Annotated in this window: 20 protein-coding genes and 4 pseudogenes; 5 read left to right on the forward strand and 19 right to left on the reverse strand. The window is 30.7% G+C overall.

Features of this window, described 5'->3' with window-relative positions; translation table 11 throughout:
• From Q4528_RS11360 to Q4528_RS11400, 8 genes and pseudogenes are all read right to left on the reverse strand, one after another.
• A complete protein-coding gene (locus Q4528_RS11360) occupies nucleotides 1-501 on the reverse strand; it encodes a TspO/MBR family protein (RefSeq protein ID WP_089589869.1) in 501 nt (166 codons plus the stop codon).
• A gap of 49 nt (nucleotides 502-550) precedes the next feature.
• Entirely contained in the window at nucleotides 551-2050 is a 1500-nt protein-coding gene (locus Q4528_RS11365) for an NAD-dependent epimerase/dehydratase family protein (protein ID WP_089589870.1), read from the reverse strand.
• 446 nt (nucleotides 2051-2496) lie between these two features.
• Nucleotides 2497-2881, reverse strand: a pseudogene (gene isaB / locus Q4528_RS11375) (immunodominant staphylococcal antigen IsaB family protein); the annotation flags it as partial.
• A 315-nt stretch (nucleotides 2882-3196) separates the two neighbouring features.
• A complete protein-coding gene (locus Q4528_RS11380) occupies nucleotides 3197-3562 on the reverse strand; it encodes a DoxX family protein (protein WP_303521623.1) in 366 nt (121 codons plus the stop codon).
• 9 nt (nucleotides 3563-3571) lie between these two features.
• Nucleotides 3572-4039, reverse strand: a pseudogene (locus tag Q4528_RS11385) (zinc-binding dehydrogenase); the annotation flags it as partial.
• Nucleotides 4040-4080: 41 nt separating this feature from the next.
• Nucleotides 4081-4527, reverse strand: coding sequence for an Rrf2 family transcriptional regulator (locus Q4528_RS11390; RefSeq protein ID WP_303521625.1), 447 nt, complete (start codon nucleotides 4525-4527; stop codon nucleotides 4081-4083).
• Between the two features lie 64 nt (nucleotides 4528-4591).
• Nucleotides 4592-5020 (reverse strand): NAD(P)-dependent oxidoreductase, encoded by a 429-nt coding sequence (locus Q4528_RS11395; protein WP_303521627.1) that lies wholly within the window; start codon nucleotides 5018-5020, stop codon nucleotides 4592-4594.
• Nucleotides 5021-5055: 35 nt separating this feature from the next.
• Nucleotides 5056-5220 carry a Rossmann-fold NAD(P)-binding domain-containing protein gene (locus Q4528_RS11400; RefSeq protein ID WP_303521629.1) on the reverse strand — a complete coding sequence of 55 codons (165 nt, stop codon included), beginning with the start codon at nucleotides 5218-5220 and terminating at the stop codon, nucleotides 5056-5058.
• A gap of 499 nt (nucleotides 5221-5719) precedes the next feature.
• Between Q4528_RS11400 and Q4528_RS11405 the strand changes: the two genes are divergently transcribed.
• Nucleotides 5720-6889, forward strand: a complete 1170-nt coding sequence (locus Q4528_RS11405; RefSeq protein WP_238101228.1) for a GmrSD restriction endonuclease domain-containing protein — start codon at nucleotides 5720-5722, stop codon at nucleotides 6887-6889.
• A 191-nt stretch (nucleotides 6890-7080) separates the two neighbouring features.
• Here the strand turns inward: Q4528_RS11405 and Q4528_RS11410 are convergent, their stop codons facing one another.
• The 5 genes and pseudogenes from Q4528_RS11410 to Q4528_RS11430 form a co-directional block, all read right to left on the reverse strand.
• Entirely contained in the window at nucleotides 7081-7173 is a 93-nt protein-coding gene (locus tag Q4528_RS11410) for a type I toxin-antitoxin system Fst family toxin (RefSeq protein WP_001791613.1), read from the reverse strand.
• 160 nt (nucleotides 7174-7333) lie between these two features.
• The gene (locus tag Q4528_RS11415) at nucleotides 7334-7681 is read right to left on the reverse strand and encodes an ArsR/SmtB family transcription factor (RefSeq protein ID WP_002452612.1); all 348 of its coding nucleotides are present in this window, start codon (nucleotides 7679-7681) and stop codon (nucleotides 7334-7336) included.
• 18 nt (nucleotides 7682-7699) lie between these two features.
• Nucleotides 7700-8317 (reverse strand): CadD family cadmium resistance transporter, encoded by a 618-nt coding sequence (locus Q4528_RS11420; protein WP_303521640.1) that lies wholly within the window; start codon nucleotides 8315-8317, stop codon nucleotides 7700-7702.
• Nucleotides 8318-8689: 372 nt separating this feature from the next.
• Nucleotides 8690-9121 (reverse strand): universal stress protein, encoded by a 432-nt coding sequence (locus Q4528_RS11425; protein WP_002456729.1) that lies wholly within the window; start codon nucleotides 9119-9121, stop codon nucleotides 8690-8692.
• Nucleotides 9122-9237: 116 nt separating this feature from the next.
• Nucleotides 9238-9588, reverse strand: a pseudogene (locus Q4528_RS11430) (winged helix-turn-helix transcriptional regulator).
• A gap of 101 nt (nucleotides 9589-9689) precedes the next feature.
• Here Q4528_RS11430 and hxlA point away from each other — a divergent pair.
• A pseudogene (hxlA, locus tag Q4528_RS11435) lies at nucleotides 9690-10324 on the forward strand (3-hexulose-6-phosphate synthase).
• A 137-nt stretch (nucleotides 10325-10461) separates the two neighbouring features.
• Entirely contained in the window at nucleotides 10462-10980 is a 519-nt protein-coding gene (locus tag Q4528_RS11440; protein ID WP_017636335.1) for a type 1 glutamine amidotransferase domain-containing protein, read from the forward strand.
• Between the two features lie 141 nt (nucleotides 10981-11121).
• Here Q4528_RS11440 and Q4528_RS11445 read toward each other — a convergent pair whose 3' ends face one another.
• From Q4528_RS11445 to lqo, 3 genes are all read right to left on the reverse strand, one after another.
• A complete protein-coding gene (locus Q4528_RS11445; protein ID WP_303521643.1) occupies nucleotides 11122-12687 on the reverse strand; it encodes a YfcC family protein in 1566 nt (521 codons plus the stop codon).
• Nucleotides 12688-12947: 260 nt separating this feature from the next.
• Entirely contained in the window at nucleotides 12948-13058 is a 111-nt protein-coding gene (locus Q4528_RS11450) for an SE2200 family small protein (protein WP_071561274.1), read from the reverse strand.
• A gap of 27 nt (nucleotides 13059-13085) precedes the next feature.
• A complete protein-coding gene (gene lqo, locus Q4528_RS11455; RefSeq protein WP_303521650.1) occupies nucleotides 13086-14585 on the reverse strand; it encodes an L-lactate dehydrogenase (quinone) in 1500 nt (499 codons plus the stop codon).
• 689 nt (nucleotides 14586-15274) lie between these two features.
• Here lqo and Q4528_RS11460 point away from each other — a divergent pair.
• Nucleotides 15275-17050, forward strand: a complete 1776-nt coding sequence (locus Q4528_RS11460) for an oleate hydratase (protein WP_303521651.1) — start codon at nucleotides 15275-15277, stop codon at nucleotides 17048-17050.
• 344 nt (nucleotides 17051-17394) lie between these two features.
• A complete protein-coding gene (locus tag Q4528_RS11465) occupies nucleotides 17395-19656 on the forward strand; it encodes an ATP-binding cassette domain-containing protein (RefSeq protein ID WP_303521652.1) in 2262 nt (753 codons plus the stop codon).
• A gap of 131 nt (nucleotides 19657-19787) precedes the next feature.
• Here Q4528_RS11465 and Q4528_RS11470 read toward each other — a convergent pair whose 3' ends face one another.
• The 3 genes from Q4528_RS11470 to Q4528_RS11480 form a co-directional block, all read right to left on the reverse strand.
• Nucleotides 19788-20942: a zinc-dependent alcohol dehydrogenase gene (locus Q4528_RS11470; RefSeq protein WP_303521653.1), complete on the reverse strand. Its 1155-nt coding sequence runs from the start codon at nucleotides 20940-20942 to the stop codon at nucleotides 19788-19790.
• Between the two features lie 154 nt (nucleotides 20943-21096).
• Nucleotides 21097-21705 carry a recombinase family protein gene (locus Q4528_RS11475; RefSeq protein WP_125061600.1) on the reverse strand — a complete coding sequence of 203 codons (609 nt, stop codon included), beginning with the start codon at nucleotides 21703-21705 and terminating at the stop codon, nucleotides 21097-21099.
• Between the two features lie 130 nt (nucleotides 21706-21835).
• On the reverse strand, nucleotides 21836-21924 hold an 89-nt coding region (locus Q4528_RS11480), incomplete at its 5' end, for a helix-turn-helix domain-containing protein (RefSeq protein WP_303521661.1).

The following is a 21924-nucleotide window of genomic DNA, read 5'->3' on the forward strand; positions in this document are numbered from 1 at the left end:
TTAATGCTCAGATTTCGCTGTATAGCTTGGGTTATCTTTATTTAAATACCAATTACCAGCTGTTAAATAAGTAGCAAAAGTGCTCCAAAGCATATATGGAACTAGTAAAATGCCAGCAACTTTTTTTACATTGAAAAATTTTACAGTTGTTGTAACTACTGCGCCCAATAATACAACACTCTCTATCAACGCACTAAAGCGTAATTTATATTTGAAGTATAATATCGACCATAGATAATTCAGGCTTAATTGCGTGTAATAAGCACCTTTCAAATCGTTACTAGTAGATTTATTAGTCACTAATGCATAAGCTACGCCCATCGTTGTATAAAGTATTGGCCATACAATTGGAAAGACATAGCCGGGTGGTGAAAAAGATGGTTTAACATTATTTTTATAATCTTTTCTCGCGTTTTTCACTGCAAATTTCCCTATAAATTTACCGCCTGTAATAGGAGTTATAACTTTTATAATTGTTTTAATTATCTCTTTTGATTTCATAGTCGATCCCCTCTTTTTTTGTAAAAGTAACTAGCCTTTATTTTAGCCGTTACAATTCGGCATTAGACATGTTATTTTTTCTAGCTAAATACTTTTTCAATCCATATACTTTCAAAACAATTGCACCTGTAATAACAATTGGCAAAATAAACTTCTTCATATTAAAGTATTCTCCTTTATTAGTTTTTTGGCTATTAATCTTGAATTTAAAAAGATTCATTACACTTTTATGAACTTTTGCTTGAGTATACTTATATACCCACCAAGGTAACGTCGGTTCATATTCTTGTAACGCTATGATACATGCGTCACTATTAGGTAATCTTCTAAACTCTAATCTCGCATTACCACCATCTGAATCTGAAGCGAAATCTCCACCAACAATTCGATATAAAATTCTCTCATTATTAGAAGCTTTAAAATCTTTACTTAATAATAGTAAGTCCTTATTTAAACACGGCACACTAATCGTAAAGTTATCTTCGTTAAAATCACTATTAACGACATTTAATGTAATTCTATTTAAAAAATTTGCATATGATTCTGCCAATTGAATCATATTTACATCTTTAGGTAAGACTACCCTTGATATTGCTCTAACATCTTTAATATCGCCCTTACGTGATGACTTCCCTTTCTTTTGTGTCTTAGTTTCTTCTTCCAAGGCATTACGCACACTTTCCTTATAATCAATCTTGCCTATAGAAATGTCTTTCACAATATTTTCATCATTTCTAATCATATCATGAATTAAGCTATCCATTAACGGATAGACCATTTCTTTTGGAACACCTGAAATAAGTTTCACCCAATATTTACTTAGCCAAATGGGAATAATAGGCAAATCTATCGTAGGTAATCGTTTATCTAGTACCTCTGCAGTTTGCTTGAATAGATCTTTATAAGTCATATGACTAGGTCCACCAATATCTATCGATTCGTTCTCATTTGGATTACGCTCTACAATTTTATATAAACCGTCAATCACGTCGTCTATTGCAACTGGCAATGTTGTATTATAAGCCCATTTTGGTAGTAACAGGCCAGGTAATCTTTCTACTAATTTTTTTAATATAGGGTAAGAACTTCCTTTAGAGCCTATAATCAAACCAGCTCTTAAAGTACTTACTGGTACACCATATGATCCTAAAATCTGTTCGCATTCTAAACGGCTTCTTAAATGTGGTGATAATTCATTTGTATTAGGTATCAAACCACTCATAAATACAATATGCTGAACTTTGTTATAACTTGCGGCTTTAGCAAAATTATCAGCTAATAATGCATCCATATCTTCAAAGCTCGCCTGCGTCAACTTAGCTGAAGGCATCATAGAATGGACAAGATATATAGCGATATCAATATCCTCCATTACCTCAGTGATTTCATTTAAATCAAACAAGTCAGCTGCCTTCCAAGTAACATTTTGTTCATTTGATTTATTTTCTATATTTCTAGAAATAGCTATAATTTCATAGTTATCTTTTAATTTATTCATTAAGTGACTACCGATATATCCCGAAGCGCCTGTTAATAATATTTTTTTCATATATTTAGCCTCCAAATAGAAAAAGATGAGCAGGTAAACTTTACCTCAGCTCATCTTTAACTTAACGAGCTCACTTGCTCATTATCTTAATTGACAAGAGCTCCAAGTCTCTTATTTAAAATTTAACCCTTCTTAAAGCTTTTCAATCTTTATTTATAATAATTAATCAATAAATTTATCAAACCACAAGAATTTGACTAAAAAAGGAATAATCTTACTTGCTTTAATGATGTCACTAGTATAAAAAATTCTTTATCTTTTCCTGTATAATCTGGAATTAGTACCATATTTGCTTTGGTACTATATAATCACTTTCGATTTAATATATATCTTGATATTATTGAAAAGTATTTGAGCAATTTAAGTTTATTTTTACAATGTATCTACTACAACTTTATATTTTAAAAGTCATCATTTTCTATTTTATACATATATTCTTTGGCTCAGGCTGATGTAGATATATACTTTGGTTCACCGTAATGATTCAATAATTTTTTTGCTCACTGACTTACCGTCTAATAAGAAGAAAACACCATTCGTTTTATGATTAGAAACCTCGTAATATGTTGGATCGTGTAAATCTTTATTATTTTTAGCTAATGCATTTTTAGTAATCTTGTTATTATTAATCTTGAAGTTATCAGCTTTTTGAGATGTTTTAAAATTCTTATCTAGAATAAAATTACTTTGATTTGCTGTATAACCACTGTAACTATAATAAGGTTTCACAGATTCTTGCGCATGTGCTTGAGTGATATTAAATAATTCGGGCGTTACGAAAAAGCCCAAAACTAAACTACTAGCTAAAATAAAGTTAGAAACTTTTTTCATAAAAACCCTCCCCTCATATTTGTCTTACAGGTCACGTTATTACATTAATGTTACAATGTTGCGATAGCATCACATGATAAAATACATTTTTTATTTCTTCTTACACTCATACAAGCAAATTAACTTATGCTTTTCTTAATTTAGAAACTTATCACTATAGAAAAATTGAAAAGTAAATGTCTGATATGATCTTATTTAAACAAAGAGCACATAAGCGTTGTCAAGAGAATCATTTGATATACGTCGATTTTAAGTGTAAATATTAAAAAATCGCCTGGAACAAAAGTAATGTTCCAGGCGTGGCTATGATAAGTCTTATAATAGTTTCGCAAGTGCGAACATGACAAATTGTAATGGTAAACGAATGACATGCTGCTTAACACTATCTGTTTCATCTCTTTCATCTTTGTAAGAGATGTTCTTACGTGCAGCGTAAATATTTGCAGGAAATACGACCCAAAGGAATCCTTGTACTACTTTTCTTACGCGTGATCTATTTTTAGCACCGAGTACATAAAAAGCAATTATAAATTCTAATATGCCCGAATACTTAACTATTGTGTGTTTGAAAGATAAATAGGACGGCACGATTTTTAAAAACATATCTTTATTTTTAAAGTGTGCAACACCACTTTTATAAAACAGTAAACTAAATATGAATCTTACTATGATATTTTTCATAGTCTTCTCCTATTCTTCAGCGACTTTGACAACTTGTTTACCAAAATTCTCTCCTGTGAATAACTTTCTAAATGCAGAAGGTAAATTGTCAAAACCTTCATCTATCGTCACTTCAAATTTAATTTTACCTTCAGACACCCATTGTGCGAGTTGTTCGCTTGCTTCTTTAAAATGATCAGCGAATTGTGCTACTACAAAACCTTGCATCAATGCTTGATTTTTAATCAACGTTCCTTGGATATGTGGTCCAATATCGTCTTTTTCATTATTATATGCTGAAATTGCACCACATACCGGAACGCGTGCAAATCGATTTAAGTGTTTAAACACTTCATCAGAAATTGCGCCGCCTACATTTTCAAAATACACATCAATACCATCTGGTACAGCCGCTTCGAGTTGCTGCGTGAAATCATCTTGTTTATAATCAATGGCCGCATCAAATCCTAATTTATCTGTTAAATATGTTATTTTCTGTACACTCTTTTTTTATGTCAAATACAATCTTATAACAATTATTAAGAAGATCTTAAGGATTCTAACTTTTTAGTGATATCTTGCATAACATCAGCAAGCGTAATACTACGCATTTCATTTTCCATACTTTGCTGAATTTTATCTAACTTTGAGTCCATTGCCATATGAATATTACTCCCAATCGGACAGGCTGGATTAGGATTTTCATGGAAGTTAAACAAATTATCTTCGTTTACAAGTTCTACTGCTTTATAAATATCATAAAATGTAATTTCACAAGGTTTTCTTGAAAGAGTAATACCAGTTTTTCCTTGACTAATACTAATGATACCAGCTGCTTTAAGATTTCCCATAACATTTCTTACAATAACAGGATTCACACCAATACTTCCGGCCAAAACGTTACTGGTCACTTTTTCATATTCTCCTAAATAATTAACTGCCGATAAAAGATGAACCCCTATCGTAAATTTACTTGAAATCTGCATCACAACAACCTCCTTCTTGTAATGTATTCTCTTACAAGAAAACTGTCAATGCAGATTATTTTTGTTATTCTCCAACAACACTAATTCTTTCTTTAATATGACTACCTGATTCAATCTCGTCAATCACTGCGATTGCATAATCCGCGTAAGAAATAACACTCTCACCTTGACCGTTAAGGATCAACTCTTCGCCACCTAGTGTATATTTTCCAGTTCTCTCACCATCTGCTTGGAAATCTGCTGCAGGACTAATATAAGTCCATTTAACATCATCATACTCACGAAGATCATTAAGAGCTTTCTGATGTGCATTAAGTACTGGCATGACTTCATCTGGGAAAGGTGTAACATCTGCAACAGTCTGAGTATGTTCTGCATTAACAAATAAACTTCCTGCTCCCCCAACTACCAATAATCTTATTTCTAAGCCTTGCAAAATTTTTGCTAAATGGTTAGCTGCATCTGGAATAATATTAACCGTTTCCGGAGTCAAACCTCCTACTGCATCAACAATTACATCAAATTCTTCTATATCTTTTTTTCAATATCATAAACATCTTTGATAATTGCATCATTTGTACGTGTTTTATTTTCCCCTCTAACAATGGCAGTAATATCCATGCCACGATTTAATCCTTCTTCTACAATTAATTGACCTGCTTTACCATTTGCTGCTACAACTGCTATTTTCATTGTAATATCCTCCTTCGGTAAATATCTGATTTCAAAACTTGTAACTTAATAATTACAAGTTAATTCTAACAAACCTCCCCCTACTTGTAAACAATTTAATTACAAGTTATGTGTTTAAATTGAAAAACTCACGTTCGAATCGTATATTGTACACTTTGAAGACAATGCTACTTCCAAGTGTGCTATAAATCTTCAAAGATTCATAATATAAAAAATGAGTACAAACTAAAATAGTTGTACTCATTTAAAAAGTAAATCCATTCTCATGTAGTAAGTAAAATTTATAGTAACTAAAACGTATGATTAGAGTGTACACTAAACGTACAATTCCAATAAAAATACGAATAAAATATCAAAGCAGCTTAAATAAGCTGCTTTACATTTTTGTGACACTTTTTGTATGTATTTACTTTTTATAAAATGCTGCTAAAAAATATTGACTTTTTAACGTCTTAGGATTACTCTTAAATTAACAAGCAGCAAAAGGGGGGTAGTGAGTATGTCAATTAGATTAAATAAAAAATTAAATGAAAATGCATTTAATGATCCTACTAAAGAAACTATCCAAAAATCAATTAACCAATTATGTTCTGATGTGGATTCAGGCCAAGTTATTATGCCAATCTTTCAGCGCGATTTATCTTGGACAACCGAAAAGAAAATAGACTTATACAATTTTCAATTAGGAGGTTTTGCTCCGGTTTCTCCTATTTCAATGAATAGAATTGGTCCTAAAAGTAAGGGGATGCCCCATGTAAAGCTATTAAGTAGAACTGAAATAGAAGAATTGAATGAAGGTAGTCTAAGTGTGATAGATGGGCAACAAAGGATTTCAACGAATTATCAAGCTTATTCAAATGATGAATCAATACAAGAAATAGCGCTAGATTTAACTAAAGGGAAATTTGTCAATTTAAAAGAAAAAAAACCGAGTAAAAATCAAATCCCCGTTGGTGTTTTATACAATAAAGATCCTGAGATCTATACTGAGTATCTTAGATTAAATCCGAAATTAGCAGAATTTTCTGTATCATCTATTCTAGGACAAATACGCACCAAATTTTTTAATTATTTTTATACCATTAACTATGCTCAAGACTTATCTGGTGAAGAACAAATCGAATGGTTTGACGTTCTAAACTTGGCAGGTAGTAGAGTTCCTGACCTTCAAATGAAGCTCACTAAATTGCAAATAAAAGGCTTGGATTTTTATAAAGAATACTCCAATGTTTTCAGAGATAGATTGGAAATGGCCGGACTTGACCATTTATTTATACAAAAAAATACAGAGGTGTCTATACCTTTAGCCACACTAAATTCTGCTTTTGAAATAGTGAGTGGTAAAAAAAACCATGCTTTAAATTACAGTCCTATCCCGTCAGATGCCAAAGATTCTTTTTTAAATGAACTAGAGCTCGATCAATTAAGAAAGTGTTTTAAAATGACATTAGACGGCTTAAATGATGCCTTGAACTTTATTGAAATTAATAGTCTAAAAGAACCATCAAGAATTGATTATATTTCCTATTTATCTGGGTATTTCACCTATAATAAGAATGCTTCTAACACTTCTATCCAAAACGTTATAAATTGGTATAATAATACCAACTTTGGAAATAAATCTAATCAAAAAAGACGAGAACTGTATAATGAATTATTAATTTGTTAAAGCTCAACAACTAAAGTAATCTTTCATAGTTTTCTGTCGCAAACAGTATTAATTAACTGTTTTTGCATTCCTCTACTAACCAGTGTTATAATCTAGATAACGAAAATGATTAACAATTAATGCACCAATCCCCACACTACTGCAATAGTGTGGGGATTTTTTCGATGCTGGCTTATAAAGTCGCCTATTAATTATTTGTTGCGTTTACTAAGCCAATAAGTATAATACGCAACAGCACAGCCACTGATGACTGGTGCTATGATGTGAACGAAAATGATTAGCAAAGTAATGCACCTCCTCTCTGCGTCTAAATTGACGCCTGAGAGATAGGCGACCTGTATATTATATCATCTGTAATAAGTAAGTTACAGATAACTTCCGATAAGTCATTTTATGTTATATCTTTGCTTATTTTTATAGTATCAAGACAAGAAGAAACTCGTTTCAAAAACCCTTCTGATTTTTAGAGAAAAACTCTCTTATTTCATCGTCTTTAATAAAATAATATGCCATCTTTCCATCTTTATAAAAATCAAGCACCTCATTTTTATATAAAAGTCTTAAATGATGTGAAGTTGAAGCAATACTCATTTTCAATATCAAAGAAATATCACAAACACACAACTCATCTTCTTTAATCAAAGATAATATGATTTTCAATTTTTTCTCATCACAAATTTTTTCTAAAATGTTAAGTAATTTCTTAGATTTATCATCTTCTAAAAAACTTAAAGCATTGTTAACTTTATCCTCATGTACACAAATCACATCACAAGCATTTTCATAGCTCATATAAAATCACACCCTAAATTAAAATATAAATCCTAAAATTGTTCCAATAGTGTTATTTTCAATAATAATGAATAAACCTAAAGCTATGTAAATAACAGCCATAATCCAACGACTAAATTTCTCAACAATTTCTCCAACTCCTGAAATATTAGCTAATTTTTGTGCAATAAATACCAAGAAGAAAATTAAAATTAAAAAGACAAACAAAGTAATTAATAAATCAGTAACACTTAATGTCACAAAATACGGAACAAATAAACCAATATTATCAGCACCACAACTTGCTATCGTAACAATTGCAACCGTACCAACTAATTTAGACAATCCTTTTTCATTCAATTCTTTTTTAGCTTTCTTTTCTCCTTCACAATCATCATAAATAGCTACTTTAATTCCTAAATAAATCGGTATTAACCCTAATAATCCTAATATCCATTTTTCAGGAACATAATTTAAGACAAAGGCAAAGAATAAACTTACGACAATCAATGTCACAGATCCTACATATTGACCAATATAAATATCTCTATATTCTTTTCTAGTCTTTGCTCTAGCAAAAAATATTAATAAAATCACTAATAAATCTACTGCTGTCGCAATATAAAGAATAGCAGCAGTTACAATAGTCTGAATCATAATTACACCTCATTCAAAAATATTTTTGAATATATTATAACTTATATTTTCAAGTAATTATAGATGCTTTATTCCAATTGCTTTATTGACGTTGAGCCTCGGAACCCTTAACAATCCCTAAACTTGTCGAATGGTCGATTTAATAGCTCACGCTATACCGACATTCGTCTGCAAGTTTAGTTAAGGGTTCTTCTCAACTTCAATAAATTTTCTCGGCATAAATGCGTGTCTAATCTTTTTTAGAACGACTAATCAAAAAATAATCTAAAAAATCACAAACCAAAATTAAAAAATAAAAAAGCCTAAATACTCTCTCGATTTGTGAGAAAGTATTTAGGCTTTTTGAATTAATAAATTTCTTACTTCTTATGTTTATTTAACAATTAGTACTGGGACAGAACTTCTTTTAGCAATCTTATGTGTAACATCTCCTAAAACATGTTTAATATTCAAATCGACTCTATGATTACTCATAATTACTAAATCAAATTCACCATTATTTATATCTCCAGAAGTAATTTTTTCTAAGATTGTATCTTTAATATGCCCAAAATCTACATCTATTTTATATTGAATATCTCTTTTTTCTAATTCACGTAAAAATGGAGTAAGTTTTTTTTCTTTTTCTCTAATAATATCTTTTTTATGCTTATTATAATATTTGACACTAATTGCAAGATCATTTTCTGTTACAACGTGATAAATTACAACAACTGAATCTTCATCGGTGACTTTTTCTAAATAGTCAGGGATAGCACTAAAATCATTTTCGAAATCATAGGGTAATAATATATTTTTGAACATCTACACCAGCCTCCTATTACTTATATATACATTGTAAATAAAAAGCATGGCAAGTTCATGAACTTGCCATGCTTTTTATTGTGGATCAAACTTCTGATAATCATCACTTATGTTAATTATCTATGATTATTGTTTTTAAGTATATCTAGAAAATCGTCTCCCCAATTGCAAATTGAAAAGACTACCTTATCAAGTTTTAATCCTATTTTAGTCAACCTATAATCTACTTTTGGAGGAACCACTTGGTAGACCTTCCTTTCAATGATTTTGTCTTTTTCTAATTCTCTGAGTTGCCTTATTAAAATACGTTGATTGATATCAGGAAGTTTGTTTTGTAATTCACTCAATCTTAAACGATTATTTTGCAAAAGGTGGTAAACAATGGCAATTTTTCATCTTCCACCAATTACAGACAGGGCTAAATCTTTTGAAGTATAAAATTCTTTATTATTATATTCAATTAACACAAGGAATCCTCCATTTTCATATAGTGACAAAAATGTCAGTATTACTATTAGAAACAACTAATACTATAATAACATTATAAAAGATAGAGGGGAAAAATTTAATGAAATTACGATTAGCAATTGATTTATTAAATCAAAAAGAAGCAGCAAAGCTTGCTCAATAAGTAGAAAAATTTATTGATACCTTAGAAACTGGAATACCCATTGTTATAAATGAAGGACTATCTGTCGTTGAATATATGAGTAAGTCAGTTAATAATGCACAAGTATTAGCTGATTTAAAAATTATGGATGCTGCTGGATATGAAGTAAGTCAAGTAGTAAAATTTGGGGCTGATATTGTGACAATTCTTGGTGTTTCTAAGGATGCTTCAATTAAAAGTACTATTGATGAAGCTCACAATAATGGTAAAGAATTATTAGTTGATATGATTGCGTTCAAAATTTAGAACAACGTACAACAGAATTAGATGAAATGGATGCTGATTATATTGCGGTGCATACGGGTTATGATTTACAAGCTAAAGGTGCTTCGCCTTTAGAAAGTTTATGTACTGTTAAATCAGTTATTTCAAATTGAAAAGTAGCTGTAGCAGGTGGAATCAAACCAGATACAATTAAAACAGTTGCAGCTGAAAAATCAGATTTAATTATTGTTGGCGGTGGCATCGCAAACGCTGACGATCCCAAAGCTGCGGGTAAACAATGTCGTGATATAGTAGATTTATATTCTTAATTATTTCTAATTTATATTGGAGAAAAAACATATGTCATTTGGAAGACAAATATAAAACTGCATATGTTTAAACTTCCTCTTTCTAGTGTATATAGTATTTAGATTTAAAAATTATAATTGAAAGGAATTGGTATATTATGACTAAAAAAGTAGCAATCATTTTAGCAGATGAATTTGAAGATATAGAATTAACTAGTCCAAAAGAAGCATTAGAAAACGCTGGCTTCGAGACTGAAGTTATTGGTGATACAGAAAAACATGAAGTTGTTGGTAAACATGGTGAAAAAGTAATGGTAGATGTTAGTATTTCAGATGCAAAACCAGAAAATTATGATGCATTATTAATCCCTGGTGGATTCTCACCTGACCATTTACGTGGTGATGAAGAAGGTCGATATGGTACATTTACTAAATATTTCACTCAAAATGATGTACCAACATTTGCAATATGTCATGGCCCACTATTATTAGTTGATACTGATGATTTAAACGGACGTACAATAACTGGTGTTATCAACGTACGTAAAGATTTATCTAACGCGGGAGCACACGTTGTCGACGAATCAGTTGTAGTAGACAACAATATTGTAACAAGTCGTGTACCAGATGATTTAGATGATTTCAACAGAGAAATTATTAAACAATTAGAAGCATAGTTTTGTAATATTAATAAATATTCAATTATTTTAGTAACTATCGACAAATTTTCTAAAATTTGTCGATAGTTTTTTAGTTGAGATATTATATGAATAAACCAAATAACATAAATATAAAATTAATTTAAAAAGATGTTTATATTAATGTAATAAAACTTGGGTTACTAACATGCCACCACCGAATACCAGTACAAAGACCACAACTGGCCAAACGAAACGGAACCAATGTGAATAACGCATATTGAGCATTTGTAATGTAGCCATGACTAAACCGGTTGGAGCTAAGAATAACATTGCATATTGGCCAAATTGATAAGCACAAACAATTGTATATCTAGGAATTCCTACAGTATCTGCTAATGGCGCAAAAATAGGCATCGCTAATACAGCTAATCCAGATGATGATGGAATAATGAAACCTAGGAAGAAAAAGATAAATAATAATGCGATAACAAATAAAGGACCTTGAATGTTTTCAACAAGTGATGAAGAAAAATTTAAAATCGTATCTGATATTCTTCCATTATTTAATACTAAATTGATGCCACGTGCGAGTCCTATAATAAGTGAAACACCAACTAAACTTGATGCACCTTTAACAAATTCATCTACCACACCTTGTTCTCCCAATCCTTTTGGACCAGTCGCAGCTAAGAACATAATAATGATTGTAAATATAAGAAATGCTGAAGCCATAGTTGGGAACCACCAACCTTGAGACATAACTCCCCACACCATTACAGGAAAAGGTATAACAAATAGTAATAAGATTAATTTCTTACGTGTAGTAAATGTTTGATGTTGAGTATCATGTTCCATGACAGACCATTGTTGATTAAATGTATCTTTATCTTCATAACTATATGAAGCTTCTGGGTTCTTTTTAATCTTTTTACAATACCAATAGAGATAACCTATAACAAACATAGCTCCAACAATACAACCTGCAATACGCCAATACAAACCTTCAGCAAATGTTGTACCAGCTGCATTAGAGGCAATAACTACTGAAAATGGATTGATTGTTGAGAATGTAGACCCCATTGAACTTGCCAAAAAGATAGCACCGACACAAACAATAGAATCATAGCCCATAGCAATAAAGATAGGGACAAGAATAGGGTAGAAGGCAACAGCTTCCTCTTCAATGCCACATAATGTTCCGCCAAGTACCATTAATATAGATACAAAGAAAATTAACAGAAATTCTCTTCCTTTTGTCTTTTGAGTCAATGCGAGAAGACCAGATTCAAAAGCGCCACTCGCTTGAACAACGCCAATTAAACCACCAAGAATAAGTATAAAGACCATAATATCAGCAGCTTCAATGGTTCCGTTGACCATACTACTTGTAATATCGGTTAATTTAGCTGGATGTTGATCTAATCGTTCATAAGTATTTGGAATAGACACAGGCTTATTAATTGCGCCTGAAGTGAACTGATTAATATCAATTTTGACACCCATTTTATCTAACTCCTGTTGTGTAGCTTTATGCGTTTCAACTTTACCATGAGGCTTCTCGACCTTTAGTGAGTGATTTTCATAAGATAATTTTGAATATGAACCTGCTGGAATCATCCAAGTTGCTAATACAGCTAGAATAGTTAAAATGAATAAAATTGCAAAAGCACCAGGCATTTTTAACTTAAACTTTCTCTTAGGTGAAGATGAATGCTTATCTTTATTTATTTGTTCTGCTTTCATAAAATACCTCCTTTACAAAAAGCATATAAATGTATTTTTAAGCATAAAAATACATTTAAGTGTTAGATAACTATAACATAAAATTAATAAAATTTCGAAGGTATGTATTAATTTAGAGAAAATAAGAAGATATATTTATAAAAAATATGATGTTAAATTAAAAGAGGTCGTATATATACGACCTCTTTTAATATCACTAAAAAATTGTTTTAACTTTATAAAAATAATACACGTAATAAGTATTATAAATTGTTTTTGTTTTAATATTCTATATTTGGTGCTTGGTTTACATGTTTTTGGTAACGTTTGAGTGCACAAAAACCAATAGTACTAATAATTGTTACTATTAATAATTTTTTCACGCTTAACATTCCTTTATTTTAACATTGTATTGTAGTCTAATTATTGTTTTGGTAGTAATTTAACTCTAAATCTTTTGATGTTTGTTGACGTATTTTTCTCATTAATGCAGTATCATTAATGAGTGATTTACCATAAGATGGAATCATTTTTTGGATTTTAGGCATCCATTCAGTTTCATATTCAGGGAAGTTTTTCTCAAGTACTTCTAGGGCTACAGATACTGAAGTTGATGCTCCTGGAGACTCTCCTAATAACGCTATTACTGAATGATCTTCAGAATTAACAACTTCTGTACCAAATTGAATAAATCCTTTACCATATTCAGGAGTATCTTTAATCACTTGTACGCGTTTACCTGCCGTATATAACTGCCAATCTTCATCACGTGCTTCTGGATAAAAAGTACGTAAATGATTCATACAACCTTCTTTAGTCATTAATATCTGATCAAATGAATATTTGATTAAAGGTAGATTTTTAGCAGCAGCAGATAATAATGTTGTAATATTATATGGTTTAACTGATTTAAATAAATCTAAATTTGAACCATTTTTTAAAAATTTAGGGCCGACACTAGCAAATGGACCAAATAGTAACGTACGTTCACCATCAATATAACGAGTATCTAAGTGAGGTACAGTCATAGGTGGTGTGCCAGGAGGTTCTTTACCATATACTTTGGCATCATGTTGAGCTATGATGTCTGGGTTAGTACAAATTAAAAATTGACCTGTAATAGGGAATCCACCTAAATGTTTACTTTCTGGAATTCCTGTTTTTTGTAATAGTGGAATTGCACCACCACCGGCGCCAATAAATACATAATCAGCAAGTTCAGTCTGAACATTACCATTGTTACGTTGACGCACTTTAACTTCCCATTTTCCATCTTTTCGATGATTAAAATCTATCACTTCGTGATTATATTGAACATTGGCATTAGGATGTTGTTCAATATTTTTAGCCATTTTACGAGTAAGCTCTCCAAAGTTAACGTCTGTACCTTCGTTGATCTTACTAGCAGCCATAATATCACTTGAGCTATGACCTTCCATCATTAATGGAATCCATTTTCTCATTTCTTCAATATCTTCTGTATATTCAATATTGTCGAACATTGGAAATTCTTTCATAGCATGATAACGATCTTTTAAGAATTGAACGTTATTTTTACCTCTAACAAAGCTAATATGAGGTAATGGTTGAATAAATTCTTTAGGGTTTGAAATGCTATTATTTTTGACTAAATGACCCCAAAATTGTTTTGAAATCTCGAACTGTTCATTAATTTCTTTCGCCTTTTCTATATCAATTGATCCATCAGGTTGTTTTACTGTATAGTTCAATTCACATAAAGCAGCATGACCAGTTCCAGCATTATGACGCTCATTTGAACTTTCGATACCAGGTCGATCCAAACGTTCATATAGTTTTATATTCCAACTTGGTTCTAATTCTTTAAGCATAGAACTAAAAGTTGTGCTTAAAACACCAGCGCCAATAACAACAACTGTTTTTGACTCTTTTGTATTCATAATTGACTCCCTTCTTTTACGTACATGTTTTATTTTAATATAAATATTTCCAGTATAAAAATACTTATATTAAATATGACCTATTCTTTTATGGAATAGATCATTTTAATTTTAAAATTTTTTCTATTATCTTAATCAGCAACTCAGTAGAAATACATATAAAAATTGATAAATACTTTAACTGTTTTTTGACTAATTGCAACCTGTTTTTACTTACAAACTACAACAATTATAACAATCTTAGAATGAGAAAATTACACAATTTTAACTTTAATATATTAAAAAAAATAGATAAAATAATTAACGAAAAATTTAATGTTTTTATTTAAATTATAATGCAAATTATTGTATAATAATATGTATTTTTGGTCAAATAAATAAATGTTAAAGTGTTTTTTTCTTTTGGTTTAGTTTTGATAAATTATTGACAAAACAGAGAGGGATTTAAGTGATTTTAATTAATAAGTTTCATTAAATATGCATACAAATTCATTATAGATCATAAATTAATATTTACTTTATTTCTACAATATAGTGATATCAATCTATTCTTGTTTATTATAAAACAATCGGATAATAAATATAAATAAAATTAATATATTTTTGTAAATATGTATAAAAAAGTGTATAATGAAATTACGTCGAGTTAGAGTATTTAGAAATTTCACTTATTAATAAGGAGGTTTTTTATGTACTATACTAATAGTAATTATGAAGCCTTTGCACGTCCGAAAAAACCTGAAAATGTTGATAAAAAATCAGCATATTTAATTGGATCAGGTTTAGCTTCACTAGCAGCAGCATGTTTTTTAATTCGAGACGGTAAAATGAAAGGTAAAAACATCCACATTTTAGAAGAATTAGACATCTCAGGGGGAAGTTTAGATGGTATTAATATGGAGCATCATGGCTTTGTCGTACGTGGTGGTAGAGAAATGGAAAATCATTTTGAATGTTTATGGGATTTATTTAGAAGTATTCCATCATTAGAACAACCTGATGCATCCGTGTTAGATGAATTTTATTGGTTGAATAAGGAAGATCCTAACTATTCTAAATGCAGAGCCATTTATAGTGGCGGTAAACGCATTGATACTGATGGCAATTTTACATTGTCTAAAAAAGCTATTAAAGAAATTTTAAGTTTATGTATGAAAAAAGAAGAAGATTTAGAAGATGTTATAATTTCTGAAGTTTTCACTGAAGATTTTTTAAATTCTAATTTTTGGTTATATTGGAAAACAATGTTTGCTTTCGAACCTTGGCATTCAGCAATGGAAATGCGTCGATATCTTATGCGTTTTGTTCATCATATTGGTGGTTTGGCAGATTTTAGTGCTTTAAAATTCACTAAATATAACCAATATGAGTCTTTAGTATTGCCAATGGTAGAATATCTTAAGTCACATGGCGTGCATTTTGAATATGGTGTTCAAGTTGACAATATATTGGTCGATTCAACATCATCTAAGAAAATTGCACGAGAAATTATTGTAAACAAAAATGGTAAAACAGAATCTATACCTTTAACATTAGATGACCTTGTTTTTGTAACGAACGGCAGTATTACAGAAAGTTCAACTTATGGGGATAATGAACATCCTGCTCCACCAACGAAAGCATTGGGAGGTAGTTGGACATTATGGAAAAATTTAGCTAATCAAAGTCCAGAATTTGGAAGACCTGAAAAATTCTGTGATCATATTCCAGATAAAAGTTGGCTCGTATCTGCAACAACAACAACAAATAATAAAAAAGTAATTTCTTATATCGAAAAATTAAGTAAACGTGATGCTTTATCTGGACGCACTGTTACTGGGGGTATTGTAACGGTAGTAGATTCAAGTTGGCAACTTAGTTTTACAGTCAATCGTCAACAACAATTTAAGGAGCAACCTAAAGATCAGGTAAGTGTATGGATATATGCATTATACTCTAATGTTAAAGGAGATTTCATTAAAAAACCAATCACTGAGTGTACAGGTAGTGAAATCTGTCAAGAGTGGTTATATCATATGGGAGTGCCACAAGATGAGTTAGTTGAATTAGCACAAACAGAATGCAATACGATCCCTGTTTATATGCCTTATGTGACAGCGTACTTTATGCCGAGAGCATACAAAGATCGTCCATTGGTCGTTCCTAATGGTTCTAAAAACTTAGCCTTTATAGGTAACTTTGCTGAAACAGAACGTGATACAGTATTTACAACTGAATATTCTGTACGTACAGCTATGGAAGCTGTATATCAATTATTAGAAATAGATAGGGGCGTACCTGAAGTGTATGCTTCTGAATTTGATGCACGTGTACTTATGGATGCTTATTATCAATTAAATGATCGTAAATCATTACCTGAATTAGTTAATAATAACTTCCTTAAACGTTCAGTTTTAAAAAATGCGATGAAAAAAATACAAGGCACTTTCGTTGAAGAATTATTACGCAAACATAAGTTGTTATAAAAATTACACGGTGAGTCTCAAAAAACAAAAAACATTGTATAAAAACAACAAATATTATAGAGTTATAAACATATCTTTATATATTTAATTGTTTTGACACGCTGACGTTGAAATCACAATCCACTAACTCTTGAGTTCTAACGTTATCTAGTATACCAATCTAGATAACGTTTTTTTATTATAAAAAATATATTTTGTTATATGCGACCATGATGAAAAACAAAATTAAAGGAAAATTATTTTTATTAGGTTTATAGTAGTAATAACTTTAAGAAAAAGATAAATTAAGTTAGTGTGATAATTTAATCAATTGATAAACATTATAAGAGAGGGTCATTGAATTTATGAATAATATTACTATTATAGGAGCTTCACAAAACAATTTAAAAAATATAGATATAACTATACCTAAACATTTGATTACAGTATTCACAGGACGTTCTGGTTCAGGTAAGTCATCGCTGGTATTCAGAACAATAGCTGCTGAATCTGAACAACTTTTAAATGAAAGTTATTCTAGCTATATTCAATTTCATTTAAATCAACAACCGAAACCAAAAGTAAAAGAAATTAAAAACCTTCCTGTAGCAATGACGATTAGTCAAAAAAGATTTAATGGTAATTCTCGCTCTACTGTAGGTACAGTGTCGGATATCTATGCCTCTGTTAGATTGTTGTGGTCGAGGGTAGGTGAACCTTTTGTCGGTTATTCAGATGCCTTTTCATTTAACAGTCCTAATGGTATGTGTGAAACATGTGAAGGATTAGGTTACATTGAAGACATTAATTTAAATGAACTCTTAGATTGGGATAAATCTTTAAATGAAGGTGCTATTAATTTCCCTTCTTTCGGACCTGATAAAGAAAGAGGTAAAGCTTATCGTGATAGTGGTTTATTTGATAATGATAAAAAATTAAAAGCATATACAAAAGAAGAATTAGATTTGTTTTTATATCAGGAGCCAATAAAATTAAAAAACCCGCCCGAAGAATGGCGAAAATCAGCAAAGTATGTGGGACTTATACCCAGGTTTAGAAGGATATTCTTAGGGGATAAAGAATTTAACAAAAAACGTTACGCTAAGCATCTTAAAAACGTTGTAGAAAATAAAATTTGTCCAACTTGTAATGGTCAACGTTTAAATTCGAAAATTTTGAGCTGTAAAATTCAAGGGAAAAACATTTCAGATTTTACACAAATGACTGTAAAAGAAAATTTGGTGTTTCTTGATAAATTGAACGATTCAACTGCCCAATTTATTATTGAACCACTTCGAAAGCAATTAGAAGCACTTGATTATATAGGATTAAGTTATTTAACGCTTAATCGTGTAACCACTTCTTTATCAGGTGGAGAAGCACAACGTCTTAAATTAATAAGACATTTGAACAGTTCATTATCTGATTTGGTTTATATCATTGATGAACCAAGTGTTGGTTTACATCCAGAAGATATTGCAAAAATAAATGAAATTTTGAAATCTTTAAAAGATAAAGGAAATACAGTATTAATTGTAGAACATGATCCTGATGTAATTAAAGAAGCAGATTATATTATTGATATGGGACCAAGTTCAGGGACGCAAGGTGGAGAGATAACGTTTGAGGGAACATACAAACAATTATTGTCTTCAGAAACATCTACTGGGGAAGCACTACGTATCAAACATCACTTAAAAAATGAGACACGTGAAGCAAAGCATTTTTATCATCTTGGACCAGTGACTCAAAACAATTTGAATAATACGACAGTTGATATACCTAAGCATGTTTTGACAGTATTAACTGGAGTAGCAGGTTCTGGGAAAAGCACTCTTGTTAAGGCAGGTTTTGCAAAGAACGATAATGCAGTATTTATGGATCAAAAAGCGATACAAGGCTCCAATCGGTCTAATTTATTAACTTATTTAGGTGTTTTTGATAGAGTCAGAAATTTTTTCAGCAAAGAAACTGGATTAAATAAATCCATGTTTAGTTATAATTCGAAAGGGGCTTGTCCTAATTGTGGTGGTAAAGGTTATATTGAAACAGAACTTGCATTTATGGGTGAGTTTTCACAAACATGTGAAGTGTGTCACGGTAAACGTTATAAGCCAGAAGTATTGAATGCGACTATAAATGGCTATTCTATTGCTGATTTCCTTGAATTGACTGTTGATGAAGGTATAAGATTTTTTGATAAAGAGAATGAAATTCAGTCTAAGTTACAAGCTATAAGTAAAACAGGATTAAATTATGTAACACTTGGACAACCTCTATCTACCTTATCAGGCGGTGAAATTCAACGCGTTAAATTAGGTCAATATTTAAATGAAGATGTTACAGATAGTATTTTTATATTTGATGAACCTACGACAGGTTTACATGAAGCTGATATTCCTATATTGATAAATTGTTTTAATAATCTTATTGAACAAAATAATACTGTTATTTTAATTGAACATAACTTATCAATAATGTGTGAAGCTGATTGGATTATAGATGTAGGACCAGGTCCCGGTTTAGATGGGGGAAAAGTACAATTTAGTGGATTACCTGTAAACTTTGTTAAAGAAAATAAAACATTAACATCTAAGCATTTGAAACTTTATACAGAAAATAATTAAATTTGTTTCATATAACTTTAAATAGAGTTAGAAATTTTATGTGTTAATTTAGTGGTTTGAAAAATTAACACATAAAATTAATAAAAGAGCCTATGGTTAAAATGATGTGCATAGGCTCTTTTGTATATTTATTATTGTGGTTTTAAAATGACTTTAATATTATTATCTTTTTTCTGATCGAAAATATCATACGCTTGTTTTGCATCTTCTAAAGGCATTGTATGCGTTATAATTTCTGTTGGATCAAAAACTTCGTTTTTAATCATTTCATATAATTTTGGCATTTGATGAATAACTGGCGCTTGACCACTTTTCACTTGAACATTTCTATTAAAAATTAAATCTATTGGATAATTATCTGCTGGTGTCCCATAAATACCAGTTAATTGAATGGTACCAAATTTTCTTACTGATTCAGCTGCTGTGATAATTGGACTAATATTACCTCGTTGAGCTGAATTTGAACTTAATTCTAAATCATCTTGAGCTACTTGTCCATCCATTCCTACACAATCTATAACAACATCTGCTCCGCCACGTGTCGTTTCATGAAGTAGTTTTCCAATATTATCTTCTTTAGAAAAATTATACACTTCAGCACTGTTATATTTTCTTGCATGGTTTAATCTATGTTCTACATTGTCAATGGCAATAACTCGTTCGGCACCTTTTAACTTAGCAAATTTTTGTGCCATTAAACCGATTGGACCACAACCAAGAACAATAACAGTATCTCCAGATTTTACGCCTGCATGTTCAACACTCCAATAAGCTGTTGGGACAACATCAGATAAAAACAATACTTGTTCGTCTTTCAAATCACTATCTGGAACTTTGAATGAAGAGAAGTCAGCAAAGGGTACTCTTAAATATTCAGCTTGACCACCCCAGTGATTTCCGTGCATAGCACTACCAAAACCGAAAAGACCCCCGTTATCCATTTTCCAGCTTGCTGGTGATGGATTAGAATTATCACATTGAGACTCCATTTCATTATTACAATAGAAACAATCGCCACAACCTATGTTAAAAGGTATAACAACTCTATCTCCCTTTTTCAAAGTTTTGACGTCTTTCCCTACTTCTTCTACAATTCCCATTGGTTCATGTCCAATAACAAAACCTGGATCCATAAATAGATCGCCTTGATGATAGAGATGTAAATCAGAACCACATATACCTGAAGCTGTTATTTTAATAATTGCATCTGTTGATTCTTCTATTGTTGGATCATTTACTTCACGAACTTCCATATTTTTATGCCCTTGATACGTCACTGCTTTCATTTAAATCACACTCCTAATCATACTATACCTTTTTTAATTTTATTTACAACCTTTTTCTATTTTACTCAAAAGTATTTTTAATTTGGAGTGTCATATAAATACTATATTTAATTGACACTTTGAGTTTCTTTCACTTTCATTAACAACCATTTTTTCAAAACAATTCCTTATCTTGTTTAATTCTATAAACAGTCTGCCTTGTGATATTCACTTCTTTCGCAATCCTACTAATTGCTTGGCCTTCTTCTAACATTTCTACAACTCGATGATAAATAATACGTTTTTGAGGATCCTTTGCATTCGCTGAATAAAGTAACGGACGCCCTTTATATACACCTTTTTCTTTCGCAACTTGAATACCTTGTGCTTGTCTACGTTTACTTTCATTTCGTTCTTGTTCTGAAACCATTGCTAATATTTGTATGATTAAATCTTTCATAAACTTATCTAATAATGGATTGCCAATGACTTCATTCATCATAGGTAAACTAGTAATCATCAATTGAACTTCTTTATCCTTTAAATAATTAACTGTGTTAATCACTTCATCATAATTACGACCTAAGCGATCAATCGATTCTACTACAAATCTATCGCCCATTCTCACAAAGTTAAGTGCTTCTTGAAATACGGATCTATTTTCTACTGACTTTCCCGATTGTTTCTCTGTAAATATTTTCTCTACGCCAAATGTTTTCAAATTATCTATCTGTCTCTCTAAATTCTGATCTATCGAAGATACTCTTGCGTAACCTATAATCATTCATTTTCACTCCACAATTAATATACACCCTAATCATACGTTCAAGTTACTATAAATTCAACAACTATATATGTATGATTAGGGTGTATCCTGTCTAATTTTTTAGCTTTCTTAAAACTTAGTAATATTTTTATTTATCTTCATTTTCTTGGTTATTTAACTTATTGAGATAACGATAGATTGTTGTACGTGAAACTTTCCATTGCTCTGCAATAGTTT

This window comes from Staphylococcus pasteuri, from assembly GCF_030547725.1.
GTDB lineage: Bacteria > Bacillota > Bacilli > Staphylococcales > Staphylococcaceae > Staphylococcus > Staphylococcus pasteuri.

What these genes read in the sequence shown, in the direction of transcription:
- Q4528_RS11390 (WP_303521625.1), bottom strand. Translation starts at nt 4,527, where the DNA reads ATGCAGATTTCAAGTAAATTTACGATAGGGGTTCATCTTTTATCGGCA.
- Q4528_RS11465 (WP_303521652.1), top strand. Translation starts at nt 17,395, where the DNA reads ATGAATAATATTACTATTATAGGAGCTTCACAAAACAATTTAAAAAAT.
- Q4528_RS11475 (WP_125061600.1), bottom strand. Translation starts at nt 21,705, where the DNA reads ATGATTATAGGTTACGCAAGAGTATCTTCGATAGATCAGAATTTAGAG.
- Q4528_RS11420 (WP_303521640.1), bottom strand. Translation starts at nt 8,317, where the DNA reads ATGATTCAGACTATTGTAACTGCTGCTATTCTTTATATTGCGACAGCA.
- Q4528_RS11415 (WP_002452612.1), bottom strand. Translation starts at nt 7,681, where the DNA reads ATGAGCTATGAAAATGCTTGTGATGTGATTTGTGTACATGAGGATAAA.
- Q4528_RS11365 (WP_089589870.1), bottom strand. Translation starts at nt 2,050, where the DNA reads ATGAAAAAAATATTATTAACAGGCGCTTCGGGATATATCGGTAGTCAC.
- Q4528_RS11360 (WP_089589869.1), bottom strand. Translation starts at nt 501, where the DNA reads ATGAAATCAAAAGAGATAATTAAAACAATTATAAAAGTTATAACTCCT.
- Q4528_RS11450 (WP_071561274.1), bottom strand. Translation starts at nt 13,058, where the DNA reads ATGTTAAGCGTGAAAAAATTATTAATAGTAACAATTATTAGTACTATT.
- Q4528_RS11440 (WP_017636335.1), top strand. Translation starts at nt 10,462, where the DNA reads ATGACTAAAAAAGTAGCAATCATTTTAGCAGATGAATTTGAAGATATA.
- Q4528_RS11425 (WP_002456729.1), bottom strand. Translation starts at nt 9,121, where the DNA reads ATGTTCAAAAATATATTATTACCCTATGATTTCGAAAATGATTTTAGT.
- Q4528_RS11470 (WP_303521653.1), bottom strand. Translation starts at nt 20,942, where the DNA reads ATGAAAGCAGTGACGTATCAAGGGCATAAAAATATGGAAGTTCGTGAA.
- Q4528_RS11400 (WP_303521629.1), bottom strand. Translation starts at nt 5,220, where the DNA reads ATGAAAATAGCAGTTGTAGCAGCAAATGGTAAAGCAGGTCAATTAATT.
- lqo (WP_303521650.1), bottom strand. Translation starts at nt 14,585, where the DNA reads ATGAATACAAAAGAGTCAAAAACAGTTGTTGTTATTGGCGCTGGTGTT.
- Q4528_RS11380 (WP_303521623.1), bottom strand. Translation starts at nt 3,562, where the DNA reads ATGAAAAATATCATAGTAAGATTCATATTTAGTTTACTGTTTTATAAA.
- Q4528_RS11405 (WP_238101228.1), top strand. Translation starts at nt 5,720, where the DNA reads ATGTCAATTAGATTAAATAAAAAATTAAATGAAAATGCATTTAATGAT.
- Q4528_RS11460 (WP_303521651.1), top strand. Translation starts at nt 15,275, where the DNA reads ATGTACTATACTAATAGTAATTATGAAGCCTTTGCACGTCCGAAAAAA.
- Q4528_RS11445 (WP_303521643.1), bottom strand. Translation starts at nt 12,687, where the DNA reads ATGAAAGCAGAACAAATAAATAAAGATAAGCATTCATCTTCACCTAAG.